This is a genomic window from Nocardia brasiliensis ATCC 700358 (assembly GCF_000250675.2).
Lineage (GTDB): Bacteria > Actinomycetota > Actinomycetes > Mycobacteriales > Mycobacteriaceae > Nocardia > Nocardia brasiliensis_B.
In genome coordinates, this window is the sequence record NC_018681.1 from 7,970,254 (window position 1) to 7,989,223 (window position 18,970).

The following is an 18,970-nucleotide window of genomic DNA, read 5'->3' on the forward strand; positions in this document are numbered from 1 at the left end:
GTGGAAATATACGGTGGTGATTCCGTTGCCGCTCTCGGGTTTTCGTCGCGCCACGGTGGACATCGCGCTCGTGGTGCCGCTCAGCGGACCGGCAGGGATGTTCGGCCCCTCGTGTGAGGCCTGCGCCGCCCTCGCCGTCGCCGATATCAACGCCATGGGCGGAATCCTCGATCGACCGGTGCGGCTGCATCCGGTGGACGCGGGCGCGCCGCTACCCGCGCTCGCCGCGACGATCGATCGCATGGTCGGCGCCGGACTGGTCGACGGCGTCGTCGGATGGCATCTGTCCAACGCGCGCAAGGTGATCACGCCCCAGACCGCGGGCCGGGTGCCCTATGTCTATACGACGTTCTACGAGGGCGGCGAGGACTCCGACGGCGTCTACATGGTCGGCGAAACGCCGGAGCAGCAACTGTTTCCGGCGCTGCGCTGGCTGCGCGCCGAGCACGGCATCCGCCGCTGGTGCGTGGTCGGCAACGACTACGTCTGGCCGCGCGAAACTGCCAGGGCCGCCAGAGAATTCGCCGCGAGCACCGATATCGGCGTCGTCGGCGAGACCTTCGTGCCGTTGGGCGGGCGGGACTTTCGCCAGGCGTTGGCCCTGGTCCGCAGCTCGCCCGCGCAGGGCGTGCTGCTGTTCATGGTCGGCGCGGACTGCGCGGCGTTCAATCGCGCCTTCGCCAAGGCCGGGCTCGACGACGGCCGGGTGCGACTGAGCATGATGATCGGCGAAGACGTGCTGTATGCCGGCGGCGCCGACAGTACCCGCGGATTGTTCACCGCCAGCGGCTATTTCGAGAGCGTGGTGTCCTCGGCCGGGATGGATTTCGGCGCCCGCTACCTGCAGGAGTTCGGGCCCGCCGCGCCCGCGCTGAACAACATCGGCGAATCCTGCTACGAGGGACTGCTGCTGTTCGCGTCGCTGGCCGAATCCGCGCGCAGTCTCGATCTACGCGCCATCGAACGCCACGCGCCCCGGGTGAGTTACGGCGGCCCGCGCGGCGAGGTGCGGGTGCGCGGCGCGCACACCACACAGCCGGTCTATCTGGCCGACGCCGACGCGCTCGAATTCAGCGTGCGGGCCGAGCTGAGCCCGTCGAACTCGTAACACGAACTTCACCACCCGGTTTCGCTGCGGCGACCTCGCGGCCTTTGTATCGTCGTCATACGAAACATATTCATATGAAAATAAAGAGGTGCCCGTGCCCCTGTATCGGTTCCACTGCCGGGCGTGCGGCGGCTTCGACCTCGCCTTCGCCATGGCCGACGTCCCCGCCGCCACGTCCTGTCCGGCCTGCGCCGCGGACAGCAGGCGACAGTTCGGTGGCGGGGCGCTGATCCGCCCCGGCGCGGCGGCGACGCGGCTGCTCGACGCCACCCGGCGCACCGCCGCCGAACCCGCCGTCGTCGCGGCGCCGCCCCCACGCCGGTCGGCACCCGTCAGCCGAAACCCCCTGCACCGCAAGCTTCCCCGCCCCTGACCTCGAAGGACGAGACCGTGCCCGAACTGCTGTTTCCGCTCGACTCCACCAAACGGTTCACCGATCAGAAGCTCGTCGGCCACAACCGGTGGCACCCCGACATCCCCGCCGCGGTGACCGTCAAACCGGGCGACGAGTTCCGGGTGCACGTGCGCGAATGGTTCGACGGGGCCATCCACAACGACGATTCCGCCGAGGACATCCTGAACGCACCGCTCAGCACGGTGCACTGCCTGTCCGGGCCGTTCGCGATCGAAGGCGCCCAGCCCGGCGATCTGCTGATCGTGGACATCTTGGACATCGGCCCCATCCCCCAAGAGGATTCGGGCCTGCTGGCCGGGCAGGGATGGGGCTACACCGGCATCTTTCCCACCGACAACGGCGGCGGCTTCCTCACCGAGCACTTCCCCGACGCCTACAAGGCGATCTGGGATTTCAGCGGCCAGACCACCACGTCACGGCATATCCCCGGGGTGAAGTTCACCGGTATGACCCATCCCGGCCTGATGGGCACCGCCCCGTCGGCCGCGCTGCTGGCGAAATGGAATGCCCGCGAGGGCGCGTTGATCGCCACCGACCCGCAGCGGGTACCGCCGCTCGCGCTGCCGCCGGAACCGCGCGACGCCATCCTCGGCACCCTCACCGGCACCGAGTTCGATCGCGCCGCCGCCGAGGCCGCGCGCACCGCACCGCCGCGGGAGAACGGCGGCAACCAGGACATCAAGAACTTCACCCGGGGCAGCAGGGTGTTCTATCCGGTGTTCGTGGACGGCGCCCACCTCTCGGTCGGCGATCTGCACTTCTCCCAGGGCGACGGCGAGATCACCTTCTGCGGCGCCATCGAGATGGGCGGTTTCATCGATCTACGAGTCGATCTCATCAAGAACGGCATGGAGCTCTACGGCGTGGCCGAGAACGCCATCTTCGTGCCGGGCAATTCGGGGCCCACCTACTCGGAGTACCTCGCCTTCTCCGGCACCTCGGTCACCCTCGGCGGGGAGCAGCGTTACCTGGACGCGCAGTTGTCCTTCGAACGGGCCTGCCTGCACGCCATCGACTACCTCACGAAATTCGGCTACACGCCGGAACAGGCCTACCTGCTGCTCGGCGCGGCGCCCATCGAGGGTCGCTTCTCCGGCGTCGTCGACATCCCCAATTCGTGCGCCACGGTGTACCTCCCGACCGCGATCTTCGACTTCCCGATCCTGCCCTCGACCTCAGGTCCGACCCGGATCGACCCGGGCGCCGGAGCGCCGCACGCAACCCGCTGAGCTGGCCGGATACGCTGAGCCGGTTGCGTTTCAGATCGCCGCGCAACCGGCTGTGCGGACCGACCGGATCGCTCGTTGCCGAAGCATTGCCGAAGCCCGCTCGCCGGCGCGGGCGATAGTGGTCATCCGTCAAGTTATCGATTACGGTCCTGCATCGATAGCGCGGTGGTTCAATAAAACTGCGTGTGCTCTGAAGTAGCTAATGCTAGCGAAAGGAGTTCCATGGATCTGACCATCGCCGAACGGATCCAACTGCGCGTCGACAGTTTTCATTCGGACAGAATCGCCGGTCGCTGGGGCGGGCGGCACATACTGCACAGCCGCACCCCCAGATATGGCGATATCGTGCTCCGCAGCAACGACTATCTGGCGCTCACCGGCGACCCCCGCATCGCGCACGCGATCCGTACCGCGCTGCGCTCCGCGCCCACCTCCGGCGCCACCCCGAGCGTCTTCCTGCACGGCGCGCACCCGCAGGTGGTGCTCGAACGAGCGCTCGCCGAACATCTCCGCGCACCCGCGGGCGTGCTCTGCCAATCCGGCTGGGACGCGAGCGTCGGCCTGCTGCAAGCGATCTCGGACGACCGAACACCGGTCTACATCGATCAGTTCGCGAATATGTCGCTGTGGCACGGCGCGCGGGTCACCGGGTCGCCGACCTATTCCTTCCGGCACAACTTCCCCGGGCACCTCCGCGAGCTGATCCGCGCGCACGGGCCGGGGATCATCGCGGTCGACGCCATCTACGGCAGCAACGGCAGCCGCTGCCCGCTGACCCAGTTCTGCGAGATCGCCGACGAGACCGACAGCGTGCTGATCGTCGACGAGTCACACGCGGCGGGCACCGACGGGCCCGCGGGCGCGGGCATGGTCGCCGCGCTCGGCCTCACCGACCGGGTGCCCTACCGAATCATCAGCCTGGCCAAGGCTTTTGCCGGGCGCGCCGGTTTCGTCACCGCGAACAACCCCGACTTCGTCGACTACTTCAAGATGGAGTCGCATCCCTCGATGTTCTCCTCGACCCTGCTACCGCACGAAATCGCCGGGCTGGCAGCGACACTCGAGGTGATCCGGCTGGACAACTGGCGACGGCAGCGACTACGCGAACTCGCCACCACGATCCGGCGGGCACTGACCGCGCTCGAATTCGACCTGGAGGGTTCGGCGAGCCATATCGTCGCCCTGCAGGCCGGACCCGATCTGCGCGGTGCCGCGATCCGCGACTTCCTGGAGTCCCGAGGCATTTTCGCCGCGCTGCTGTGCCCGCCGGCCACCTCCCGCGATCGCACGCTGGTGCGGCTCTGCCTGCACGCGGGGCTCACCGACGCGCAGGTCGATCGAATCATGGCGGCCTGCACCGATGTTCGCACCCACTTCGGCGCGACCCCGCCCATGGACTCCCGGCCGATCCCGGCCGCGACGGTGGGATCGACCGGTCGTCCATGACACCCTCGGGGCGTAGCCGCTAACCGACGGTCAGGACGGTGCCCGCGCCGACGGTGCGACCGCCCTCGCGGATCGCGAAGCCGAGGCCCGGCTCGAGCGGAACCGGACGACCCAGGCGGACGGTCAGTTCGACCGTCTCCCCCGGCATCGCCAGCCGCACATCGCCGGGCAGCGACACGTCGCCGACCACGTCGCCGGTGCGGATGTAGAACTGCGGGCGGTAGCCGGTGCCGATCGGCGTGCGCCGGCCGCCTTCCGCCGCGCCGAGCAGGTAGACGCGGGCGGTGAAACCGGTGTGCCCGGTCACGCTGCCCGGCTCGGCGATGACGTGACCGCGCCGGACCTGGTCGCGCTGGACCCCGCGCAGCAGCAAGGCGACGTTGTCCCCCGCCTCCGCGTAATCCATGGTGCGACCGAAGGTTTCGACTCCGGTGACGACCGAGCTGAGTTCGTCGCCGAACCCCGCCACCGCCACCCGGTCGCCCAGGCGTACCCGGCCACGCTCCACCGCACCGGTGACGACCGTCCCCCGACCGGTGATGGTCAGGACGTTCTCCACCGGCAGCAGGAAGGGTGCGTCGGTGTAGCGGAACGGTATCGGCACATACGTGTCGATCGCGTCCAGCAGTTCGACCAGCGCCGCGGTCCACCGCTCGTCGCCGTTCAGCGCCCGCAGCCCCGACACCCGCACGACCGGCACCTCGGCGCCCGGATAGCCCTGGGCCGTGAGCAATTCACGGACCTCCAACTCGATCAGGTCGAGCAGTTCGGGGTCACCCGCGTCGGCCTTGTTCAGCGCGACGACCACGTGCTCGACGCCGACCTGCCGGGCCAGCAGCACGTGCTCGGCGGTCTGCGGCATCACGCCGTCCAGCGCGGAGACCACCAGGATCGCACCATCCAGCTGGGACGCGCCCGTGATCATGTTCTTCACGAAGTCGGCATGTCCCGGCATGTCGATATGCGCGTAATGCCTTGTCGCCGTCTCGTATTCGACGTGCGCGATATTGATGGTGATGCCGCGCTGCGCCTCCTCGGGCGCCCGGTCGATCCGGTCGAACGGCACGAAGCTGCCGCCGCCGCGCTCGGCGAGCACCTTGGTGATCGCCGCGGTGAGGGTGGTCTTGCCGTGGTCGACATGGCCCATGGTGCCGATGTTGAGATGCGGCTTGGTGCGGACATAAGCCTTCTTGGACATGTTCTTTCCTGGTTTCCCTGGCGGGCACGAACGAATGTGCCCGACGGTGCCGAGCGGGACCTCTGCGGCGGGGCGACCTTCCCCGTCCGAGGTCCCGGGACATCCCGGGGAAGGTCAGCTTCGCGCGCCGTCGAGCTGCGCGGCCACCAGTGCCGACGCCGCCAGGACAGCAGCCATCGCGCCCGCGACTGCGGACGATGCGGCGATGGCGTAGCTGAACATGCCGAAAACGATAAGGCCGGAGGTTCTCGACCGCGACCGAATTTCGGTCGGTGCGTGCCGAGAAAAGAATCCGGCCCCCGAGAACTCTCGGGGGCCGGATCGGTTCAGCCGTCTGACTACGGCTTCGGGCAGCCTGCGCCGCCGGGGCAGTACGGGCCGCCCGCGCTGCCGGTGGCCAGCAGCTTGGCGAGGCCCTCGACCAGCGCCGCGGAACCGGTCCCCGAACCGGAGGAGGCGGGCGGCGTGGTGGTGCCGGCGCCCTGGATATCGGCGACCTCAGCCGAGGCCAGACCCGAGCCGGCCAGCACGATGGAGGCCGCGGTGACACACAGGAGCCCGAACGTACGGATCTTCTTCAAGAACTTCCCCTTCATAGGTGATCGACACGTCCTTCGCTGTCGACCCGCTAGAAATATCACGCGTGCGGGGCGGAAATATGTCCTAGCTGGACAGTTGCCCAGGTTGCTGTTAACTGAAGGGTTGCAATGCAATCAGATGCTTACTCGGGAAAGTCGACTCAAGCGGCGGGCTGCGGCACGCCGGCCGCCCGTACGTTCACCGAGCGTTGGCCTGCGGGTCATTCGATATCTACGGCCGCAAATTTTCCGCTAACTCGAGACATGGGTCACAAGGCCCGCGCGTAACGAGACGCTCGATGAGTCCGAGGCATTGCGGGCAGTTGTCCGCACCCGAATACCGTGGGCGCAGCGGACTTAAACCTCAGTCGGGATGAAAGGCTCGCTGTGCGAGCATCGTCAACTATTTCCGGCATACGCGTCGATAAGCCACTGACCTCGTGCCTACCCGGAGTGCGGGATCACCCAGGCGAAAGCCTCGGCTTTGGAACGCGCGCCTTCGGCGGTGCGGGATCGATTCGGCTCGCCGAGTTCGCTCAACAATCCCCCGGCCAATTCCACCAAGCCCGCGAGCGTCGGCGGAGTGAACCATTCGGGACGGGTGGCGAAGAGAATATCCTCGGTGGAGGTATTGCCGCTCGCGCCCGGAGCAAATGGGCAGCCACCCAGGCCGCCGAGCGAACCGTCGACCATAGTCGCGCCCGCGCGCACCGCGGCCAACGTATTCGCGACACCCATCCCCCAGGTGTCGTGACCGTGGAAGACGATGCGGCGCTGCGGGGTTCGCGTGCGCACCGCGGAAATCAACGCGTCCACCTCCGCCGGACCGGCCTGCCCGAGCGTATCGGCGATCACGATATCCGCGGCGCCGGCCGTGCGCGGATCGGCGGCGATGGCGAGCACCCGCGCGGGATCGACCGGGCCGTCGAACGGGCAGGTGAAGCTGGTCGCCAGGCAGAGCTGGATCGAGCCGCCGACCGATTCGGCGAGGCGCACCGCGTCCGGCATGGCCGCGACACTGTCCTCGGTGGTGCGGCCGATATTGGCTTTGTTGTGCGCGTCCGAGACCGAGAAGCAGTACTGGAAGTTGCGCACCCCCGCCGCGGCCGCCTTCGCCACGTGCCGCGGCGTCGCCACCCACACCCAACAGCGTTGCAGCTCTTCAGGAGTCAGCGCGGCCACCAACTCCATGGTGTTCGCCATGGGCGGCACCAGATCGGGGCGCGCCATGGAGCCGATCTCCAGTTCCGGCACGCCGAGCGCGAGCAGCCGCCGGACCACCTCCACCTTGCGCTGCACCGGCAGCACCTTGCCGGTGAGCTGCAGGCCGTCGCGCAACGTGACGTCCCGCAGCACCGCGGCGGTCATCGCTCGTCTCGTTCCTGCCGCGGCGCGCACATCACGCCGCCCCAAGGCTTTTCGTGCCCGCCCGCCGGATTCGGATGCACCGTCGGCCGGGTGAAACCCGGCGAACGCAGATCACCGGGACCGCGCCCCGGCGGACGCCTGCGACCCTTCCTCATGAGGCCTCCAGGGCGTCGATCTCGGCGTCACTCATGCCGAGCAGCCCGGACAGCACCTCGCGGGTGTGCTCGCCGAGGTCGGGACCGACATTGCGGATGGGCAGCGATTGCTCGCCGATCACCGGGACGATGCCGGTGAACCCGACCGTCTTCGGTTCCGGCGCACCGACATCCACCGAAAAGGGCTGAATCATGTTGCGAGCCTTGTATTGTTCGTCGGCGACGATATCCGCCGCGGTATAGATCGGGCCGCACGGAATACCCGCGGCCTCCAGCGATTTCAGCGCGTCGGCGCGCGTGTGCCGACTGGTCCAGGCGGAAATCGCGGCGTCGAGCCGTTCATGGTGCCGCCAGCGGCCCGCGTTGTCCTGGAGTTCCGGGTCGGCCGCCAGGTCCGGTCTGTCGATCACCTGCATGTAGCGCTGGAAGATGGCGTCACCGTTGCCGCCGATGATGATGCTGACGCCGTCGCTGCACGGGTAGGCGTTGCTCGGCGCGATGCCCTCCACCAGACCGCCCACGCGCTCACGCTGGATACCGTACGCCAGATAGTCGGGGACCAGCGATTCCATCATCGACAGGATCGTTTCGTTCAACGCCACGTCGATGATCCGCTCCCGCAACGGGATCGGCGCGGCCGCCGATCGCACCCGTTCCCGCTGGAACAGCGCCATCACCGTGCCGAACGCGGCGTACACGCCCGCGATCGAGTCGCCGATGGAAACGCCCGTGCGCACCGGCGGCCGACCCGGTTCCCCCATCAGCTCGCGTAATCCGCCGACCGCCTCGGCGACCGCGGCGAAACCGGGACGGGACGCGTGCGGGCCGGTCTGCCCGTAGCCGGAGATCCTGGTGATCACCAGGTTCGGGTTGATCCGGTCGAGCACCTCCGGGCCGAGCCCCCACTTCTCCAACATGCCGGGACGGAAATTCTCCAGCAGCACATCGGAGCGGCGCAGCAGCTCCAGCACCACGTTGCGCCCGGCCTCGCTGCGCAGATCCAGCGTGATCGACTTCTTGTTCCGGTTCACCGTGCGGTACAGCATCGAGGTGTCGCCGCCGTAGAGCCGCCAGTTCCGCAACTCGTCCCCGGCCTTCGGCCGTTCCACCTTGATCACCTCGGCGCCGAAATCGCCGAGGATCCGCCCGGCGGTCGGCGCGGCAATGTAATTGCCCAGCTCCAGGACGCGAACCCCATCCAACGGCCGAATACTCATCGCACCAGTATGAAGGTCCCCTACGACACCGCTCAGCCCGCCGTAGGCCCGTCGCCATCGCCTAGGGGTAAGTGTTCCAGTGATGTCTCACCCCGAGCGCGAACGGTAGCCGACGGGAGTGCTCGACAACCAGCCGGTCCGAGCGCGAGTCCGCGGACCGATCCGGCCGTCGGCGAAGTCGTGGTCGACGGCTCGGCCACCACCCCGGACCACTGCGTTCCAGCTCCGCAGCCGCCCGGGTCCGCAGCCGCCCAGGTCCGCGACGGTCGAGGTGTGCGGCGGTCGAGGTCCGCGTCGTTCAGGGTCTGCGACGGTCAGGGTCCGCGACGGTCAAGGGCCGCGACGACCCGAGTCCGCGACGATCAGGGACCGCGACGTTCCGAGTCTGCGACGGTCAAGGTCTGCGGGGAGTCATCTGGGGTGGGCGACTCCCACGGGGGTGCGGGCGGGGCCGATCAGGAGGCAAGGCGGGTGGGGCGGTCGATGACGGAGTAGTGCTCGGCATTGCCGGCGACAACCTTGCTAGGGGTGCCGTCCACGGCTACCGGGATGTCGCCGGCGAGAGTGATGCGGGTGAGTTTGCGGGGCTGGTCGTCGTAGTCGTCGATGGCGTAGTGCTGGGTGGCGCGGTTGTCCCAGATCGCGACGTCGCCGGGCGCCCAGTTCCAGCGCGCGGTGTTCTCCAGGCGCGTGACACGATCCTGGAAGAGGCGGAACAGGGCCTGTGATTCGCCGGTGGACAGACCGACGAAATGCTTGACGAAATGACCGAGCAGCAAGGCGCGCTCACCGGTCTCCGGATGTACCCGGACCACCGGGTGTTCGGTCTCGTAGTAGCTGGATTCGAACTCGGCGCGGTACGCCTGGGTGTTCGGGCGCAGGGGTTCCACATTGCGGGCCGCGTAGTCGTAGACATTCGTGTGCACCGCGCGCAGGCTCTCCGCGAGCCGCTGCAATGGCGCCGGCAGCGAGTCGTAGGCCGCGACAGTCGACGCCCACGTGGTCGACCCGCCGTAGGTCGGCAGGTGCACCGCCCGCAGGATCGACGCCTTCGGGATGCGGTCGACAAACGTCACGTCGGTGTGCCAGCTGTTCGCGCGACCGTGTTCCGAGTCGATCGCCAGACTCTTGACGCCATGCGAGGTGACCGTGGGGTGCGGCGTCGTCGGGCTGCCGAGCAGTCGCGCGAACTCGTACTGCCCGTCCTCGTCCAGGTGGTCTTGTCCGCGGAAGAAGATCACCTTGTGCGCCAACAGCGCTCGCCGGATCGCCGCGACGGTCGTCGCATCGAGGTCACCCCCGAGCCGGACATTGTCGACCTGAGCGCCGATATGTGCGCCGAGTTTCGTCACCGCGACAGTGGAATGGGCAGAGGCAACCGTCATAGAAATCAGCCCACCACCCACTCGCTCCCCCAACCACCCTTTCCGTCGCCCTGATCCCAACCCACCACCCCCAACGCCTCCGACACACACCAACTCAGTACCTCCCCCTGCCCCGCACCCTTTCTGCGCCCCGCACCCCTTATGCCACGCCGCAGCGAGTGCGAGAACCCAAAACCCGTGCGGCAACCAAACACCCACCACCCCGTAGACAAAGCGGCGCCCCGCCCCCGCTCCAGCACCGCATTCCTGCGGCCGGAGCTACTCACTACTCCGCGATGCGACGCGATGCGACGCGATGCGACGGCCCAAGAACAACACGCCCACACCTCAACTCCCGCACCCCTTCCGCGCCCCCGCAACCCGTGCGGCAACCAAACACCCCACCACCCGTGCACAAAAGACGGCACTCCTCCGCCCGCTCCAACGCCACACTCATGCAGTCGGAGCAACCCGAGCACGCGCCACGCCACGCCCAAGAACAACACGCCCACCCCTCAAATCCCGCACCCCTTCCACGCTCCCGCACCCCCTACGCCACCCCACAGCGAGTGCGAGAACTCAGAACCCGTGCGAGAACTCAGAACCCGTGCGCGAGCCCATCGGCCGCGCGATGCGGAACTCGAGGGCGCAGGGCGGCCCATCCGACGCACCCTTATCGGCGTCGGACTCGCGCACCACGACGGCGCTCGCCACGAAACCGGTTGGGGCGCAAGCCTCACCGCGTATCAGCGCACACTCACCTCAACCGCAGGCAGCGGGAAGCCGGAAACTACCCCACGTGTTCGCGCAGGTAGACCAAATCTTCGGCTACGCCGTCGCCCGGGGTTTCCAGAATGATCGGGGCGTCGGCGGTTTTGCAGACTTCGGCGAGGAGTTGCGGGTCGATGGTGCCGTCGGCGAAGTTGGCGTGCCGGTCGGCGCCGGAGTTGAATTCGTCGCGGGAGGAATTGAGGTGCACCAGGTCGATGCGGCCGGTGATCGCCTTGATCCGTTCGACGATGCCGACGAGGTCTTCGCCGCCGGCCCAGGCGTGACAGGTGTCCAGGCAGAACCCGGCGCCGTAATCGCCGACGGCGTCCCACAATCGGGCGATCGAATCGAAATGCCGTGCCATGGCGTGATTGCCGCCCGCGGTGTTCTCGATCAGGATCGGCACGGCGAAGCCGCCCTTGTCCTGCTGGCGTTCGAACAGCTTGCGCCAGTTGTCGATACCGGTGTCGAGTTCGGCATCGGAGCGCACGTGCCCACCGTGCACGACGAGACCGAGGGCGCCGAGATCGGCGGCGGCTTTGGCCTGCTGGGCGACAGCGTTGCGCGACGGCATGCGTAGCCGGTTGTTCAGGCTCGCCACATTGATCTGATAGGACGAGTGCACCACCACGTCGATCGGGCTGGCCACGATCTCTTCGGTGCGTGGGTGTGGTGTGGGCTTGTCCCAGCTCTGCGGATCGACGACGAACATCTGGATGACATCGGCGCCGAGTTTCTCACCGAAGCCGATCGGGTCGCTGTCGAGCCGGACGTGTGCTCCAATGCGCATAGGGGCCAGCTTAACGACCACCCCCGACAGCAATCCAAGGATGCGCAGACCGGTCTGTTGCATCACAGAGCCCCGGCGAGATACATCGGTAGTATCCGCGCGCTCGACCCGACCAGGGGGTGCACACCCGTGTTGCAGACTGGCGAAGTCTTCGCCGGCTATGTCATCAGACGTGTCCTCGGCCAAGGCGGTATGGGCACCGTCTACCTGGCACAGCATCCGCGGCTACCTCGGCTGACCGCCCTCAAGCTATTGAAACGCGAGCTGTACACCGAGTTGGAGATCCGGCGGCGGTTCGAGCGCGAAGCCGACCTCGCGGCCGGACTCGATCACCCGAACATCGTCACGGTATTCGACCGCGGGGCGCAGGATGAGCAGCTGTGGATCTCCATGCAGTACGTGCCGGGCGCGGACGCCTCGTGCGCCGACGTGAACGTGCTCGACCCGGGACGCGCCGTGCAGATCGTCGCCGACACCGCGAACGCGCTGGATTTCGCGCACGCCAATCGGGTGCTGCACCGCGACGTGAAACCGGCCAACATCCTGCTGGCCAAGGCGCCGATCGGACAGCCCGAACGGGTGCTGCTCACCGATTTCGGGATCGCGAGCGTCCGCGGCAGTGACACCACGCTGGGCTCGTCGGGTTCGATCACTGCGACGCTGGCGTTCGGTGCGCCGGAACAGTTGATCGGCAGGCCGCTCGACGACCGCGCCGATCAATATTCGCTCGCGTGCACGCTGTTCTGGATGCTCACCGGCGCACCGCCCTATCCCGGCACCAACCCGGCCGCGGTCGTGAACAGCCACTTGCACGCCCCGGTGCCGACGCTGAGCCGCGTCCGCCCCGGCCTGCCGCCCGCCCTCGACCGCGTACTCGCCCGCGCCCTCGCCAAACACCCCGCCGACCGCTACCCGAGCTGCGCCGAGTTCGCCGCCGCGGCCAAGCACGCCCTCACCGCCGCGCCGCGCCGCCAGCCGCCCTACCCGCACAACGGACCCCGGCCCACGCGGCACCCCCGCACGCCGCAGCATGGTCGTCTCCTCTACACCCGCAGCACATCGCGCCCACCCGGCAGCAGCCGATGCACTCGGACCGGACCGCCGGCGCGCCACCGAACGGGCCGGCGACGCCCGCGGCCTTCCCTCCGCGCGCGCCGGAGCGACACCCACAGTCGCCGCCGAGTCCCCCGTCGCCGCCGCGACCTCCGGCGACGACACCGATCGCCGGGACGGCCGGGGAACGATCCGATCGCGCATCAGGCGAGCAGCCGCCGTCCGGGAACAGCGCGTCGAGGGCGGGTGCGCCGCAGGTACCGAGATCTGTTCCCCCGCAGCGGTTTCCGGCGCCGCGACGGTCGGTCCGGCGCGGGACGATCGAGCTGCCCGACCTGCCGCGGCGGCCCGGTTCGGTGGGCCGCACCCAGGCTCCGCCGCCGGAATCGCGGCCACCGCCGATAGCGATCAGCTATCGAATATCGCTGGTGCCGACCGGCTTTCGCCGCAAAGCCGACGGTCCTGCGACAACTGCTATGGTTTCGATGTTTTCCGTGGTCCGGCCAGTGCCTGATCGCGCGTACTTATGCTGTACGCCTGTTCGCCGGTGGGTCCCGGCGCGCGGCGGGAAGTGGAGCAGACATGCTGGCCAGCGGTGACGTTTTCGCCGGCTATGTCATCGAGCGGCAACTGGGTCGCGGTGGCATGGGTTCGGTCTACCTGGCGAAACACCCTCGGCTACCGCGGATGACCGCGTTGAAGTTGCTGAACCGGGAGATGTTCTTCGACAAGGAGGTGCGGGCGCGGTTCGAACGGGAGGCGGATCTGGTCGCCCAGCTCGATCACCCGAACATCGTCACGGTGTACGACCGCGGCCTCGAGGACGAGCAGCTGTGGATCTCGATGCAGTTCATCGACGGCATCGACGCCGCGTCGGTGCAACCGCAGGCCCTGCCGCCGCAGCGCGCCGTGCAGATCATCAAGGAAACCGCCGACGCGCTGGATTATGCGCACGGCATCGGCGTCCTGCACCGCGATGTGAAACCCGCGAACATCCTGCTGGCCCGCTCCGGCAGCGGCCGCGGCGAACGCGTCTATCTCACCGACTTCGGCATCGCCCGGTTCCGTGACGACACCGGCCACCTGACGCAGACCGGCACCTTCACCGCCACGCTGGCCTACGCCTCGCCCGAACAGCTCACCGGGGCGGCGCTGGATCACCGCTCCGATCAGTATTCGCTGGCATGCTCGCTGTTCTGGCTGTTCACCGGGTCGGGCCCGTTCGCAGCGACCAATCCGGCGGCCGTCATCCAGGGGCATCTGCAAGGCACGGCACCCGCTTTGAGCACCCATCGGCAGGGCCTGCCGTATGCCCTGGACGGCGTGCTGGCCAAGGCGATGGCCAAGCGCCCGGACGACCGGTTCCCCACCTGCGCCGATTTCGCGGCCGCCGCCAAGCAGGCACTCAACGCGCCGAGCGCGCCGTCCATGCCGCTGGCCGGCGGACCGCGCCCGTACACCGCCCCACCGATCCCGGTGACCGGCCCGCGCCCGTCGACCGCACCGCCGATCCCGGTGACCGGCCAGCCCTATCAGCACGCGCACGCCCCGCAGACCAGCGGCCCGAATCATCTTGCGGGCCAGTCCTTCCCGACACCGCCGCCGCACACGCTGGCGGACCGGCCGCAGGGCACCGGGCCCAACCCGCAACCCACCGCGCCATATCAGGGCACGGGGCACAATCCGCAACCGACCGCGCCGTATCAGGGCCCGCAGCATCAGGGCCCGCAGCCGGGATACAACTTCGCCCCGCCGCCCGGACCGCCGATGGGGATCGCCGCGCGCCCGCCCGCGGGCCCACCGCGCAAGAAGTCCAACGCCGGCCTGATCATCGGTATCAGTGTGGGTGTGGTGGTGCTGATCCTGGTGGTACTCGGCATCATCGGGGCGGTCACCGACGACGGTTCCACCGCGGGTACCACGACGACCAGCGCGACGAAACCCGGCACCGTCGTCGACGCGACGGCGGAGTCGATCAGCGCCGAGTTCCCGCGCATGGTCCCCGCGTCCACGACCGAAGAGGTCGGCTACAACGGCGCGAAATGCTGGGAGACCGACACCAGCTACACCCCGTCACCGGGCGCGGGCGATCCGGACTTCGGCGCATGGGCCTGGCAGTGGCGCTGCTACGGCGGCGGCACCAACTCCGATCCGCTCTACCGGATCTATATCTACAAGTCCGCGGCCGACGCGCAGGCGGTGATCTCGAAGCTGCCCTCGAACACCAAGGCGATGGACTCCAACGGTGGACAGTCCTATACCAACTACAAATTCGACGAGAGCGGCCCCAAGATCGTCACGGCCTTCACCGGCGACCCGGATCGCGCGCAGTACCTGATGTTCACCGATGGCTCCGGAACCATCGACGAGGTCTTGCGCTGGTGGCGCTCGGCACCGCTGAACTGAACCATGCTGCGCATCGGGCTCACCCGTCGCCCGACCACCACCCCTGATCGGATCGCTACGCGATGCTAGAAACCTTCGCCGGGTACACCATCGAACGCCTGCTCGGCCGGGGCGGCATGGGATCGGTGTACCTGGCCCGCCATCCCCGCCTGCCGCGTTTGATTGCGATGAAGGTGCTGAACCCGGAGGTGTTCCACGACAAGGAGATCCGAACCCGTTTCGAGCGGGAGGCGGATCTGGTCGCCCGGCTGGACCATCCGAACATCGTCACCGTCTTCGACCGCGGCGTCGAGGACGAGCAGCTGTGGATCTCGATGCAGTACATCGACGGCACCGACGCCGCCGCGGTGGACGCCGCCACGCTGGCGCCGGAGCGTGCGGTACAGATCATCGCCGAGACGGCGAAGGCGCTCGACTTCGCGCACAGCCGTGGTGTGTTGCACCGAGATGTGAAGCCCGCCAACATCTTGCTGGAGGGCACCGGCGACGCGCTGGACCGGGTATTCCTCACCGATTTCGGCATCGCGCGCTTCCGCGACGACACCGGGCGGCTCACCCAGACCGGAACCTTCACCGCCACACTGGCTTACGCCTCGCCCGAGCAGCTGTCCGGTGCGCTGCTCGATCATCGTTCGGACCAGTACTCACTGGCCTGCACGCTGTTTCGGCTGCTGACCGGCACCGTGCCGTTCGACGCCACCAATCCGGTCGCGGTGATCCAGGGGCACTTGCAGGCGCCACCGCCGCCGGTCAGCCGGTTCCGTCCCGGTCTGCCATCGGCGTTGGACGCGGTGCTGGCGCAGGCGATGGCCAAGCGCGCCGAGGATCGGTTCGGCTCGTGCACCGCGTTCGCCACGGCCGCTGGGCACGCATTGATCCAGCCCTCACCGAACCGCCCACAGCCGCAACCGTTCTCGCGTCCTCAACCGCAGACCCCGGCGCAGCACCACCAGCCACACCCACAGCACCCGGCGCAGGCGCAGCCATACCCGCAGCACCAGCCGCAGGCGCACGCACAGCACCAGCCGCACGCACAACCCCGTCAGCCGATAGGCAACCACGCCGCGACCCCGGCCCGCCGTTCGCGGTCGCTCGGGATGGGCCTCGGCCTGCTCCTCGCGCTCGGCTTGATCGCCACGATCACCGTGGTTGCGCTGCGCGACAACGGATCACCCGGCACCGCGGCCCCCACCACGGTTTCCCCGGCGGACAGCACATCGACGACGAAACCGTCTGCGCCCCCGACCCGGCCGAGCACCACCCCGTCGCCCACCACCGACCGAGCGGCGATCGGCGCGTACGCCTCGACGCTCAGTGACGCCTTCCCCGGCATGCTGCCCAAAACCACCGCCACGCAGCTGGTGCATTCCGGAACCGGCTACAACAAGGCGGGTTGCTTCGCCTCGGATCCCGCCGCCGAGCCCGCGGACGACGAGGACCCGCCGCTGGGCAACTGGCTGGTGAAGTGGCGCTGCTTCGGCGGCCCGAACAAAGCCATCTTCTCCTTCTTTCTGTATGCCTCGCCGGCCGAGGCCCGCGCCGCGCTCGACGGACTGCCCGCGAACGAGCGCAGCACGGGCGTCAATCACGGCCGCGAGTTCACCAATTACACGTTGCCGCACAGCAGCAGCAAACGTCCGCGCATGGTCACGGATTTCGCCGCGGACCCGCAGCGCGCCTCGATGCTGATGTACTGCGCCGGTTTCATCGCCACCGACGCCGAATTCATGGACTGGTGGACGCGCGCGCCGTTGACCTGAGCCTGCTTCAGCCGAAGGTGTGATGCACGAATTCGTGGGTGGGATGGAAGCCGATCGCCTGGTAGATCTTGCCCGCGGTGCGGTTGGCGACGTCGGCGAACAGGCATACATCGAGTCCGTCCGAGCGCAGGTCTTGCGCGAGGCCCGCGGTGACGGCGCTCGCGTAGCCGCGACCGCGTAGCGCGGACGGCGTGTAGACCAGGCCGATGCGCGACCACTTGTACACCGGAATCTGATGGGCGGCAAGACTTACCGGTTGTCCGTCACGTTCCCAGAACCAGAGCTGTCCCGCCCCGACGCGACGGCGGATGGTGTCGGATTCGGTGGGCAACCAGGTCATCCCCCCGTCGGCGTACATCGCCTCGGACCATTCCAGGCACAACTCGGTATCGGATTCGGTGGCCCGGCGCAGTGCCCCCGGCACGTCGGGCACCCGCAACACCCCGAGCCGATAGAGCCGTGCGCGATAGGACTCGTGGAAACCGATGTCGAAGCGGGCGCTCCAGCGCTCGGCGAACTCGGTCGCGTCGCCGACGAGACCTTCCACACCCGCGGCTTCCGGCTCGACCTCGGCCAGCGCGTCGGCCACCTCGCCCGCGCCCTTGTGCGGCAGTTCGCCCAGATAGACGTCGCGGTCCTGGACTCGCATGGCCACCCCGGCCACGGCGCCGTCCTCGGCGTGTAAGGAAAGGAATCTCGGCGTGCTCGTGCCGGACACGAGACCGGCGATATGGCCGGCGACGCTCGACGTGATCACGGTGTGCCGCAGGGGATCACGGAGCAGGAACGATTCGGTGCGCGCGCGGAACTCGGCCGCGTCCGTGGTGATCTCGATCCGCATAGATCACCACGGTAGGCGCCTAAAGCGTTGGGCGCCCATATTTTTCGGTGACCAGCAAGTTACCGCCCGGCGACCGACCGTCCGGTCGCCCGACGGCCGGGTCGCGTCGGCGCGGGTGTCAGTCGCCTTCGGCGGCAACCGGTTCCGCGACCACCGATTCGGGGTCGCCGCCGCCGGCACGGAGTTTGAGCAGGACCAACCCTGCGGTGCACGCGAGAATCAATCCGGCGACGGTGATTTCGACGTGTAGGCCGGCGATGCCGAGGGCTGCCCCGACGAGTCCGCCGACGAAGATGAACCAGGCGACCGCCCGCGAAACAATCGTGGACAGCGAGCGCGCTGGCTTGTCCGACACGAGATGCTGCGGAGTAGCCGACACCGCATCCTTGGCGGCTGCGGACGACTCCCGCTGCGACGTTGTCGAGTAAGCTCCCATCATCTACTCCTCGATGACGCCGATCAGAGAACCAATGCCGCGTTCATCAACACAACGCTTCTCTCATCTGGGTACAGGCGTCTCACGCGTAACTTTGCTCACACGCTACGACCACAGCGGGCCACAGGACAGCGACACGTGCCCACGACACGCCGAAGTGACCATTTCGATATCTGAATGAGGACCGTTTACACGCGCCCCGCCGGCGCATCGTCAGCGACCGCTTCGCCTGGCCGGGCCGTTCCCGCTCGAGTAAGGTGATGCCCACTCGAACCGCATCAGGAGTGTCACCGATGGAGCGCAGCAGGACCAAGATCGCAGGTCCGGCGATTGCCGTAGGAGCGGTTTCTCTCGGACTCGTCCTCATCGGCGCCTGCGGAGTCGGCAAGCAGGACACCTATGTCGCGCCGCCGCCGTTGCAGTCGGATCCCAATGTGGTCGCGGCCGCCGCGCAGCACGAAGGCCCGAGCGTAACCGCGCCGAAGATCTCGATCCCGCCCTCGCCGACCTGGCAGATCGCCCCGTATCAGGCCCCGCACGCGACGCCGTTCACCGGATTCGCCACCACGACCACCGGCGAACCCACCCCGGAGGATCCGAGCCACCCCGCCCGCGAAGGCGCGTCGAGCACCAGCTCGGCCGAGGAACCGTCCGAAACCCCCACCACCCGTCCGACCAGGCCGGCCACCACGACCAGCCCCCGGGCGACCACGACGACGGAAGAGCCGGAGCCGACGACCACCCGGCCGCGCCCGAGCGGCAATCCGTCGTCCGAACATTCACACGACGAATCGACCGGCCTGCCCGACGGCGAGTGAGCCACCTCGTGCGGTGG

General features: G+C 68.3%; 17 protein-coding genes. 8 read left to right on the forward strand and 9 right to left on the reverse strand.

Annotated features, from left to right (window positions below):
• Positions 1 to 13: 13 nt before the first annotated feature.
• The 4 genes from O3I_RS35485 to cqsA all read left to right on the forward strand — a co-directional run bounded on the left by O3I_RS35485 (position 14) and on the right by cqsA (position 4,198).
• The gene (locus O3I_RS35485; protein WP_014987865.1) at positions 14 to 1,108 is read left to right on the forward strand and encodes a substrate-binding domain-containing protein; all 1,095 of its coding nucleotides are present in this window, start codon (positions 14 to 16) and stop codon (positions 1,106 to 1,108) included.
• 88 nt (positions 1,109 to 1,196) lie between these two features.
• Positions 1,197 to 1,481, forward strand: coding sequence for an FmdB family zinc ribbon protein (locus O3I_RS35490; RefSeq protein WP_014987866.1), 285 nt, complete (start codon positions 1,197 to 1,199; stop codon positions 1,479 to 1,481).
• Between the two features lie 17 nt (positions 1,482 to 1,498).
• Positions 1,499 to 2,752 (forward strand): formamidase, encoded by a 1,254-nt coding sequence (fmdA, locus tag O3I_RS35495; protein ID WP_014987867.1) that lies wholly within the window; start codon positions 1,499 to 1,501, stop codon positions 2,750 to 2,752.
• Positions 2,753 to 2,974: 222 nt separating this feature from the next.
• A complete protein-coding gene (cqsA, locus tag O3I_RS35500) occupies positions 2,975 to 4,198 on the forward strand; it encodes an alpha-hydroxyketone-type quorum-sensing autoinducer synthase (RefSeq protein WP_014987868.1) in 1,224 nt (407 codons plus the stop codon).
• 19 nt (positions 4,199 to 4,217) lie between these two features.
• On the opposite strand, the gene tuf is transcribed toward cqsA, so the two are convergent.
• The 7 genes from tuf to O3I_RS35530 form a co-directional block, all read right to left on the reverse strand.
• Positions 4,218 to 5,396 (reverse strand): elongation factor Tu, encoded by a 1,179-nt coding sequence (tuf, locus tag O3I_RS35505; protein WP_014987869.1) that lies wholly within the window; start codon positions 5,394 to 5,396, stop codon positions 4,218 to 4,220.
• Positions 5,397 to 5,734: 338 nt separating this feature from the next.
• Positions 5,735 to 5,992 (reverse strand): hypothetical protein, encoded by a 258-nt coding sequence (locus tag O3I_RS35510; RefSeq protein WP_014987870.1) that lies wholly within the window; start codon positions 5,990 to 5,992, stop codon positions 5,735 to 5,737.
• A 426-nt stretch (positions 5,993 to 6,418) separates the two neighbouring features.
• Positions 6,419 to 7,342, reverse strand: coding sequence for a hydroxymethylglutaryl-CoA lyase (locus tag O3I_RS35515; RefSeq protein ID WP_014987871.1), 924 nt, complete (start codon positions 7,340 to 7,342; stop codon positions 6,419 to 6,421).
• Positions 7,339 to 7,497: a hypothetical protein gene (locus O3I_RS45775; RefSeq protein WP_156161647.1), complete on the reverse strand. Its 159-nt coding sequence runs from the start codon at positions 7,495 to 7,497 to the stop codon at positions 7,339 to 7,341. Before O3I_RS45775 ends, O3I_RS35515 begins: the two co-directional genes overlap by 4 nt.
• Complete coding sequence (locus tag O3I_RS35520) at positions 7,494 to 8,714, reverse strand: CaiB/BaiF CoA transferase family protein (protein ID WP_041563075.1); 1,221 nt, start codon at positions 8,712 to 8,714, stop codon at positions 7,494 to 7,496. Before O3I_RS35520 ends, O3I_RS45775 begins: the two co-directional genes overlap by 4 nt.
• A 455-nt stretch (positions 8,715 to 9,169) precedes the next feature.
• Positions 9,170 to 10,099, reverse strand: a complete 930-nt coding sequence (locus O3I_RS35525; RefSeq protein WP_014987873.1) for a TauD/TfdA dioxygenase family protein — start codon at positions 10,097 to 10,099, stop codon at positions 9,170 to 9,172.
• 769 nt (positions 10,100 to 10,868) lie between these two features.
• Complete coding sequence (locus tag O3I_RS35530; protein WP_014987874.1) at positions 10,869 to 11,639, reverse strand: deoxyribonuclease IV; 771 nt, start codon at positions 11,637 to 11,639, stop codon at positions 10,869 to 10,871.
• A 129-nt stretch (positions 11,640 to 11,768) separates the two neighbouring features.
• Between O3I_RS35530 and O3I_RS35535 the strand changes: the two genes are divergently transcribed.
• From O3I_RS35535 to O3I_RS35545, 3 genes are all read left to right on the forward strand, one after another.
• Positions 11,769 to 13,097 (forward strand): serine/threonine-protein kinase, encoded by a 1,329-nt coding sequence (locus tag O3I_RS35535; protein WP_014987875.1) that lies wholly within the window; start codon positions 11,769 to 11,771, stop codon positions 13,095 to 13,097.
• A 177-nt stretch (positions 13,098 to 13,274) separates the two neighbouring features.
• Positions 13,275 to 15,098, forward strand: coding sequence for a serine/threonine-protein kinase (locus O3I_RS35540; RefSeq protein ID WP_014987876.1), 1,824 nt, complete (start codon positions 13,275 to 13,277; stop codon positions 15,096 to 15,098).
• Positions 15,099 to 15,160: 62 nt separating this feature from the next.
• Positions 15,161 to 16,858 (forward strand): serine/threonine-protein kinase, encoded by a 1,698-nt coding sequence (locus O3I_RS35545; protein ID WP_014987877.1) that lies wholly within the window; start codon positions 15,161 to 15,163, stop codon positions 16,856 to 16,858.
• A 7-nt stretch (positions 16,859 to 16,865) separates the two neighbouring features.
• On the opposite strand, the gene O3I_RS43185 is transcribed toward O3I_RS35545, so the two are convergent.
• Both O3I_RS43185 and O3I_RS46685 read right to left on the reverse strand, forming a co-directional pair.
• The gene (locus O3I_RS43185; RefSeq protein WP_014987878.1) at positions 16,866 to 17,699 is read right to left on the reverse strand and encodes a GNAT family N-acetyltransferase; all 834 of its coding nucleotides are present in this window, start codon (positions 17,697 to 17,699) and stop codon (positions 16,866 to 16,868) included.
• A gap of 118 nt (positions 17,700 to 17,817) precedes the next feature.
• Positions 17,818 to 18,135, reverse strand: a complete 318-nt coding sequence (locus O3I_RS46685; protein ID WP_237748192.1) for a hypothetical protein — start codon at positions 18,133 to 18,135, stop codon at positions 17,818 to 17,820.
• Positions 18,136 to 18,428: 293 nt separating this feature from the next.
• Here O3I_RS46685 and O3I_RS45780 point away from each other — a divergent pair, with 293 nt between their 5' ends.
• A complete protein-coding gene (locus tag O3I_RS45780) occupies positions 18,429 to 18,953 on the forward strand; it encodes a hypothetical protein (RefSeq protein WP_014987880.1) in 525 nt (174 codons plus the stop codon).
• Positions 18,954 to 18,970 lie beyond the last annotated feature (17 nt).

Bases quoted from the DNA above. Each gene is read 5' to 3' on its own strand.
- cqsA (WP_014987868.1), top strand. From the start codon at position 2,975: ATGGATCTGACCATCGCCGAACGGATCCAACTGCGCGTCGACAGTTTT.
- tuf (WP_014987869.1), bottom strand. From the start codon at position 5,396: ATGTCCAAGAAGGCTTATGTCCGCACCAAGCCGCATCTCAACATCGGC.
- O3I_RS35510 (WP_014987870.1), bottom strand. From the start codon at position 5,992: ATGAAGGGGAAGTTCTTGAAGAAGATCCGTACGTTCGGGCTCCTGTGT.
- O3I_RS35515 (WP_014987871.1), bottom strand. From the start codon at position 7,342: ATGACCGCCGCGGTGCTGCGGGACGTCACGTTGCGCGACGGCCTGCAG.
- O3I_RS45775 (WP_156161647.1), bottom strand. From the start codon at position 7,497: ATGAGGAAGGGTCGCAGGCGTCCGCCGGGGCGCGGTCCCGGTGATCTG.
- O3I_RS35520 (WP_041563075.1), bottom strand. From the start codon at position 8,714: ATGAGTATTCGGCCGTTGGATGGGGTTCGCGTCCTGGAGCTGGGCAAT.
- O3I_RS35525 (WP_014987873.1), bottom strand. From the start codon at position 10,099: ATGACGGTTGCCTCTGCCCATTCCACTGTCGCGGTGACGAAACTCGGC.
- O3I_RS35530 (WP_014987874.1), bottom strand. From the start codon at position 11,639: ATGCGCATTGGAGCACACGTCCGGCTCGACAGCGACCCGATCGGCTTC.
- O3I_RS35540 (WP_014987876.1), top strand. From the start codon at position 13,275: ATGCTGGCCAGCGGTGACGTTTTCGCCGGCTATGTCATCGAGCGGCAA.
- O3I_RS35545 (WP_014987877.1), top strand. From the start codon at position 15,161: ATGCTAGAAACCTTCGCCGGGTACACCATCGAACGCCTGCTCGGCCGG.
- O3I_RS43185 (WP_014987878.1), bottom strand. From the start codon at position 17,699: ATGCGGATCGAGATCACCACGGACGCGGCCGAGTTCCGCGCGCGCACC.
- O3I_RS46685 (WP_237748192.1), bottom strand. From the start codon at position 18,135: ATGGGAGCTTACTCGACAACGTCGCAGCGGGAGTCGTCCGCAGCCGCC.
- O3I_RS45780 (WP_014987880.1), top strand. From the start codon at position 18,429: ATGGAGCGCAGCAGGACCAAGATCGCAGGTCCGGCGATTGCCGTAGGA.